Source organism: Loktanella sp. SALINAS62 (assembly GCF_018263905.1).
In the GTDB taxonomy this organism is placed as follows: domain Bacteria; phylum Pseudomonadota; class Alphaproteobacteria; order Rhodobacterales; family Rhodobacteraceae; genus Loktanella.
This window is the reverse complement of sequence record NZ_JAAFZU010000006.1, coordinates 1-6,613: the sequence shown is the minus strand read 5'-3', so window position 1 is coordinate 6,613 and position 6,613 is coordinate 1. Positions and strand designations below refer to the sequence as shown.

5 protein-coding genes are annotated in these 6,613 nt (G+C 52.9%); 4 read left to right on the top strand and 1 reads right to left on the bottom strand.

What is annotated here, in order from left to right:
• The first annotated feature begins 104 nt into the window (after positions 1-104).
• From GZH79_RS04060 to GZH79_RS04045, 4 genes are all read left to right on the top strand, one after another.
• On the top strand, positions 105-275 hold the full coding sequence (locus GZH79_RS04060) for a hypothetical protein (RefSeq protein ID WP_211642076.1): 171 nt from the start codon (positions 105-107) through the stop codon (positions 273-275).
• 113 nt (positions 276-388) lie between these two features.
• On the top strand, positions 389-2,605 hold the full coding sequence (locus GZH79_RS04055) for a DDE-type integrase/transposase/recombinase (RefSeq protein ID WP_211642074.1): 2,217 nt from the start codon (positions 389-391) through the stop codon (positions 2,603-2,605).
• Positions 2,602-3,627 (top strand): ATP-binding protein, encoded by a 1,026-nt coding sequence (locus GZH79_RS04050; protein ID WP_211642072.1) that lies wholly within the window; start codon positions 2,602-2,604, stop codon positions 3,625-3,627. Before GZH79_RS04055 ends, GZH79_RS04050 begins: the two co-directional genes overlap by 4 nt.
• A complete protein-coding gene (locus GZH79_RS04045) occupies positions 3,624-5,474 on the top strand; it encodes a TniQ family protein (protein ID WP_211642066.1) in 1,851 nt (616 codons plus the stop codon). The genes GZH79_RS04050 and GZH79_RS04045 overlap by 4 nt, the downstream gene beginning before the upstream one ends.
• Before the next feature lie 685 nt (positions 5,475-6,159).
• Here GZH79_RS04045 and GZH79_RS04040 read toward each other — a convergent pair.
• Positions 6,160-6,613: hypothetical protein (locus GZH79_RS04040; RefSeq protein WP_211642064.1), on the bottom strand; the 454-nt coding region annotated here is incomplete at its 5' end.

Below are 6,613 nucleotides of genomic sequence, written 5' to 3'. Positions count from 1 at the left end.
TCCTTGGAAATCGTCATCGTCATCGTCCTTGCTTCTCTCAGGAAGCATGAACCAAATCCCAGTTACACAGAAGGTCGGACACTCTCCAAATCTGGAGAGTTCGCATGAGCCCGATCAAATATGCACCTCACTATCGCCCGACAGGCAGCGCGCTGATCGAGCGCACCTTCAACGAAATCTTGCTGAATGCTCACGAGAGCCAGGCTCATGGCTGCGATAAAAGCGAGCCTTGGCAGCGGTCCCTCCCGCGCCTTCGACGCAGTCCGCTGAAGTAACCTCAAAGCTTTATCAACATGCCGCGCGTCCCGGCCCATCAAAACGATGGGCACCGGCTCCACTTCTGCACTCAATCGACGCGCAAAGCCGTCGCAACAAAGAAAGACAAAAGATGACAATGCAATTCGCCAAAGACTTTTTCGACCGGTTCCCCAGCTTCCTACTTCGCGAGCATGATCGCGTGACCATCGACGGCTGGGTCACGCGTTATGTCGGGACCCACGGTGGGTTTCTCGAATTCATGGATGCGGACAATCCACACCTGACGGAGGTGTTTGAAGTTCAACGCTTCAATCGTCTGAACGCAGCGGGAAAAATCATTCATGAGCCTGACTATTTCCTGCACAAAATGGTCAAAGCCGCATCTCCGGCTATGACGTGTGACGACTCGATTGCTGAGCTGACACCTGCACATCGCGCAAGGGTGGAAGCGAAATATGCTATGGTGCGTGCCTATCAGGATCGCAGAAATGCAGGTCTTTTAAAGGTAAATAGCGAAGCGATTGAGGCCTGCATGGATGACCTTTGCCGCGCAGCCGAAGAATACATGACCTATGAGCTTCCGGATCCGGAACGCGCCGATGCCCGTCGCCGCTGGAAGGAAGAGGGGGGGCGGAAACCAAGATCTGCAGGAGCAGTGATCCGTCCTGATGCTTGCAGTGCACGCACCCTGAGGGAATGGGCATCAAATTACCACAGGTCCGGAAAGTCCGGCCTGAAAGACAAAGTCGAAAACCGAGGAAACTGGCAGAGACAGTTCTCGATCGAAGAGCAGGCGCTGCTTTCAAAGACTGTTCGGGACCACTATTTCACCTTGCGGCGTCCACCTCAGACGAAAACGGTTGAAGCGGTCGAGCTCGCATTTCTGGATGAAAACAAGGTTCGCGAGGCGGAGCAGCGGCCTCTGTTGCGGACACCAAAGCGCGATGCCGTCAGGCGCGAGATTGGGACCTATGGAAAGTTCGAAAAACTGGTTCTGCGATTTGGTGCCGAAGAGGCCATGCGGAAGATGCGGGCGGTCAAGGCCGGCCTTAAACACGCAAGGCCGCTGGAGCGGGTCGAGATGGACGAATGGAAAGTTGACCTCCATACGATCATGAGCAGCTGTGGTTTGTTCGAACTGTTCGACAGCAACGAACTTGAAAGCCTTGGCCTGCTTGACCCCACGCGGCGTTGGTGGGTCGTCGTTGCGATCGACAGCCGGACCCGCGTGATTCTGGGTATGGTATTAACGAGCAATCCAAAATCGAGTGCAGCAGTTCGATGTCTGGATATGATCGTTAGCGATAAGGGCATGATCGCAACGGCAGCTGGAGCAGAAAGCCCATGGAATATGCTGGGCCTCCCTGAAATTCTCGCGACTGACAATGGCAGCGCCTTCAAATCAGGCGTCTTTACAAATGCATGCTCAGACCTCGGCATCCATGCGCTTCAAACCATCGCGGGTAGTCCTGGTATGCGGGGAAAGATTGAGCGTCTGTTCAGGACGGCATCGCTCTCCGCGTTGTCCGATTTAAGCGGAAAAACGTTTTCGAACGCCTATGAGAAAGGTGAATATGGTTCAGAAAAAATGGCCTGTCTGTCAGTGGAAGATCTATCGCGCATCCTCGTGCGCTGGATCGTAGATATCTACCATAACACGCCGCACGAAGGCCTCAACGGTCTCACCCCGCTTGAACAATGGCAGGTAGATATGTCGAGCGGCAACTACCCTTTGCACGCTGCTCCGAGCTATCGGCAGAAGCGTTTGGCCTTCGGTATCCACGCGACACGTAAAGTTCAAAAAACGGGAATTCAGGTCCTCAACGTTCAATATCATTCCGGTGCTTTGCATGAATGGTTCATGAAGCATGGCAATCAGTCAGTTCAGATCCGGTGGTGCGGTCGAAACATCGGACAAATCGAGGCAAAGCTGGATGACGGATGGCTTGAGATCCCCGCCGTCGAAGAACGGTTCGATGGCGTTACTGCACAAGAGTGGACCGCAACAATGCGGGCGTTGACCGCCAAATATGCAAAGAGCCGTGAAATTTCTGATGCCATCGTTTTCCGCGCATTGGCCGAAATTCGAGCGCTCAATTCCCAGCGGATGATGTCTATGGGCATCTTGGACGAAGGCATGGATACAAAAAATCTGGATCTTCTTGAAAAGCAGGCCAAAGGCAGCTTTGCCATCGTCTCTGCTCAGCCCGGCCTCGCGAAATCACCTGACGGCCTTGGTCACTCAATCATGCCTGTCGAACCAACTGCTCCATCGCCTCACATGTCCAAGCAGATTGAGCGGGAGATGCCGCAACCGAAAAACTCATGGCTGGAGGGCAAGAAATGAATAACCACGACGAGATGTCATCATCGATCGGCCAAAGCACTCCTGAAATGCTAAGGGATATCCGCTTTCAGACGGACCACGGAAAGCTGTTCAGCAAGCAAGTCTCCCGGCTATTCAAGCCGGGAGACGACGGGCAGCCGACGCACCAGCCAGCTCTTGTGACTGCAGGAACTGAGACCAACGGGGTGATCATGATCGACGCTTCAGGTGGCGGTAAAACGACAACGATCCAAGAGGTTCTCGGCAAGTTCGACGCGTTGCAGGACAATCCTGAAACGGGGCGGCCGAGGTATCTGAAGATCAAGGTTGAAAGCCCCGCGACACAGAAAAGTCTCGGGACAACTATCTTGCAAAAACTTGGGGTCGATAACACCGCTGAACGCGCGAAAGTCTGGGAGATTTGGCAAGCAGTCCGAGTGCGGCTGGAACGGATGGGAATTACCCTCCTTTGGATCGACGAAGCGCAGGACATGTTTAAGGATACAGCTACCACAGAGACCGACAATATGCTGAAGATGCTCAAGTCGCTGATGCAGGGCGAACACCCCGTCGTTTTGGTCCTGAGCGGAACGGAACGCTTGGGGCGCATTGCTGGACTTGATCCGCAGTTGAGCCGCCGGTTTGCAAAGATCAAGCCGCGCGATCTCAAGATTGGCGCGGACAATGAGGATCTTGAAGAGTTGGTCAAATTTCTGTCGGGCAAGGCCGGCCTTACGTTCAAAGCTCATTTCGATGTCATCAGCCGCCTGATTCACGGGAGCCGTTACAAGTTCGGGAGGGCGATCGAGTCCGTCATTCTCGCTATTGAAGAAGCTTTATATCAGGATAGCCCCTGCTTGGAAGTTGAACACTTTGAAGTGAGTTGGGGAGAGCGTGAGATTTGTGAGCCGGGCCGGAACGTATTCGCGGCCGAGGACTGGATCGAAATTGAGTTGGACGTCGATGAGGATGAATATGAGGCGCAACGCACTGCCGCGACGAACAAGGCTCGGCAGAAGGCCAAGCGGATGAAGAAGAAATGACCCTCCTACCAGTATTGCCGATTTGCGAAGATGAAACGCTGACATCCTACCTCGGGCGGGTCGGTAAATTCCACTTTGACCTTTCTGCGTATCGATTTCTGGATCTTATCGAGTTTTCACGTGAAAGGGCGAAACATCCATCCCATGAAGACCTTGATCGCCTCTCAGGTCTTACAGGAGTGGCAAGGGATAGGTTGGTAGATGCCGTCGCCTTGCGTGCTGAATCGCGGCAACGTCGCTTTCGAGGGCAGATGTTCAGCACAGCGTTCATGAATGCCAATCAAACGTCATTCTGTCCGTCTTGCCTTTTAGAGGACGAGCAGTTTGACAGTGCTTCTAACGGTTCAAGGGTTGCGCGTGTGTTGTGGCGCGTCGAGCCTGTCCGGGTTTGCGGAAAGCACCATATTGAACTGGTCAGACGACCTAACCGATCGGTGTCCGAGCAGTTTCAAGACATGGAGCTTGTCGCGCCATCGACCAAGGACCTAAAAGACCTGAGTGCGGCCACGCGAAAGAGTTCGCCTTCAGCCCTACAGCTTTACGTTGCACGCCGATTTGCGGGAGAGAACGGTCCGGCTTGGTTGGATGAGCAGGATATCGACCAGGCCGCCCGCGCCTGCGAAATGCTTGGGATCGTGATATCGCTTGGCACTCACATTAACCTGAATAAATTGACAGTCCACGACCGCATTGCGGCGGAAGATTTCGGTTATGGTTTTGCATCTCGAGGTCCGGAGGGAGTAAACGAAGCGCTGCATGTGTTGTTCGCGAGCCGAAATAATCTCTCCAAGAACTGCGGGCCTCAATTCGTGTTCGGGCGTCTTTATCAATGGCTTCAGTTCAACACGAACAAGCGTGAGATCGGTCCTTTGAAGGGCCTTGTTCGAGAATTTGTCATTGATAATTTTCCTATCGGAGCCGGATCTGACTTGTTTGGTGAGCCGGTTCTCGAGCGAAAATTTCATTCTATTGTGAGCCTGTCGAAGCAAAGCGGTGTGCACCCCAAAACGCTCAATCGTGCAGTAGTCCTGACCAGTCTTGCAGAAGGTGATCCCGAGAGTCTTGCTCAGACGGGTTTAGTTCCTGCCGGTGCGGGGGAGAGCCTTGCAAAGAGGATTTTTTCGGCTATCACGCGATCTGAGGTATGCTCGTTATTGAACTGCAATCGGGTGCAAGGAGAACAGTTTATCAGCTCCGGCCTGATTCCAATGATCTGCAAAACCTCGGTGCCTACAATCGGCATTCTGTGCAGGACAACGAAATCCGATGCCGAACTGTTTTTATCAAAAATGATGTCCTCGACCAAGCATGTCGGAAAGGCCTCCATCGGCATGCTGTCGATCCACGATGCAGCCGAGCAGAGTCGATGCCCGATCATTGATATTGTCCGTTGGATTGTTGAGGGTCGGCTGCATCGCATTGAAACGCTTGACCCCAATCAAAAATTCAAAGGTCTTCTCGTCAATCTGCAGGAGGTAATGGGGAATCGTGTGGTAGATCAGCAGGATCATTTAATGTCAGCAACTCAAGCAGCCGACTATCTGAACATGAAGACACATCAGGTGTTCGCGCTTTCTCGAACCTATGCACCAGATGGCAGCCTTAATCTACGTCTCCAAAAAGTGACGAACGGCAAGGGTGTCCAGCACAGTTTTTTTGACCGGTCTGATGTGGTTAGATTCAGAGAAAGGTTCATGTCACTTGAAGAAATTGCGCAGGCTCACCAATTGTCCGCACGTTGGATGAAGCCCAAGTTAGAAAAGGCGGGTGTCAAACCATGTCTGCCCAGAGATGGACTGGGCGGCTATTACTACCGACGATCGGATTTAGACCGCGCCATTGGCTGAGAAATTCTGCAATTATGCCGCCTTCGGGCGGCTTTTTCTTGTCTGCTGCAAAATCACTGGCAAAATTACGGCATACAAAGTGGCAGAGATTGCGGCCGATTTGATTTACCGAAACCAACAGGCATGGGGTTTGGTTAAACCCAGTGGCAGAGAAAGGCCTGCTTTTACATTTGTTGTTGAAAGTGAAAGCCATTATTGGCCACTATCAATGGTTTTTTGACCACTATGAAAGCGATTGATTGCCACTGGAATTTATACCGTGACATTACTTTTTTTGGAAGAGATGGTTCAGGTCGGTAGAATTTCAAAACCAAAATCCGAACTTTTTTGATTTGGCGGGCTGCCCCTGACGAGAGCGGATCTCGCCTGATCGCGATCCATAAACGTGCCCATTCTTGCACCCTTTGCATGGATAAGTGCCGGCATTTGCGGAGCGCTTGGTTTTTACCAGGCGGGCTGAATACCGTTGGCATGCAAAGAGGGCCACAGCAACGCCGTGGCCCTCTTTGAAATGATTGTGGTTTGGCTGTTCAGGACAAGACGAGCGCTCTGATCAAGCCTTGCCAATCCCTTGTGAACAAGAAAGTTCCAATCTTGATGGCTGTGCTCCAGTGCCCAGAGCAGCGTTGTAGAAGCAGCCGACATGATTGAGCGTCCATGAACGACGAATTTTCAGGACGAAGTTCTATCCACAGCGTCTGAGAGCAGCAGTGGCCTTGATCCGGTCACTGACGCGCCAAGCGTGTCGCCGCACGTCGTCGACGCAATGAAGCAGAGCTTCGATCTTTCGTCCTACTTCGGAGCCGCCGACCGTGAACGGGTCGCCCTCTTCTGTATGGTGAATCACCGGCGCTCCACCAACCTCTTCGAGCAAAACCTTGAGGCGGTGTGCGACATCGTCTGCATCGGCCAGCTTTTCCGGCTCAAACAGGACATGCAATGGTATCCCGCCGACCTCATCGACGGCATATCGGAGCGATGGTGGCAACTCCAGGCGGACCTCGGAAAGCGCAACGCGTAGATGGCGCTGAGCCTCTATTGCCGTGGCGGCGTGAACCGCCCCGGGTTTACCGGAGGGTAAAACTCTCGGAGAATTGCCCATTATGGAACAGACACACAACAAGAAGACCTCGAAGCCG

Coding starts and splice junctions, on each gene's coding strand:
- GZH79_RS04055 (WP_211642074.1), top strand. CDS start 389: ATGACAATGCAATTCGCCAAAGACTTTTTCGACCGGTTCCCCAGCTTC.
- GZH79_RS04050 (WP_211642072.1), top strand. CDS start 2,602: ATGAATAACCACGACGAGATGTCATCATCGATCGGCCAAAGCACTCCT.
- GZH79_RS04045 (WP_211642066.1), top strand. CDS start 3,624: ATGACCCTCCTACCAGTATTGCCGATTTGCGAAGATGAAACGCTGACA.
- GZH79_RS04060 (WP_211642076.1), top strand. CDS start 105: ATGAGCCCGATCAAATATGCACCTCACTATCGCCCGACAGGCAGCGCG.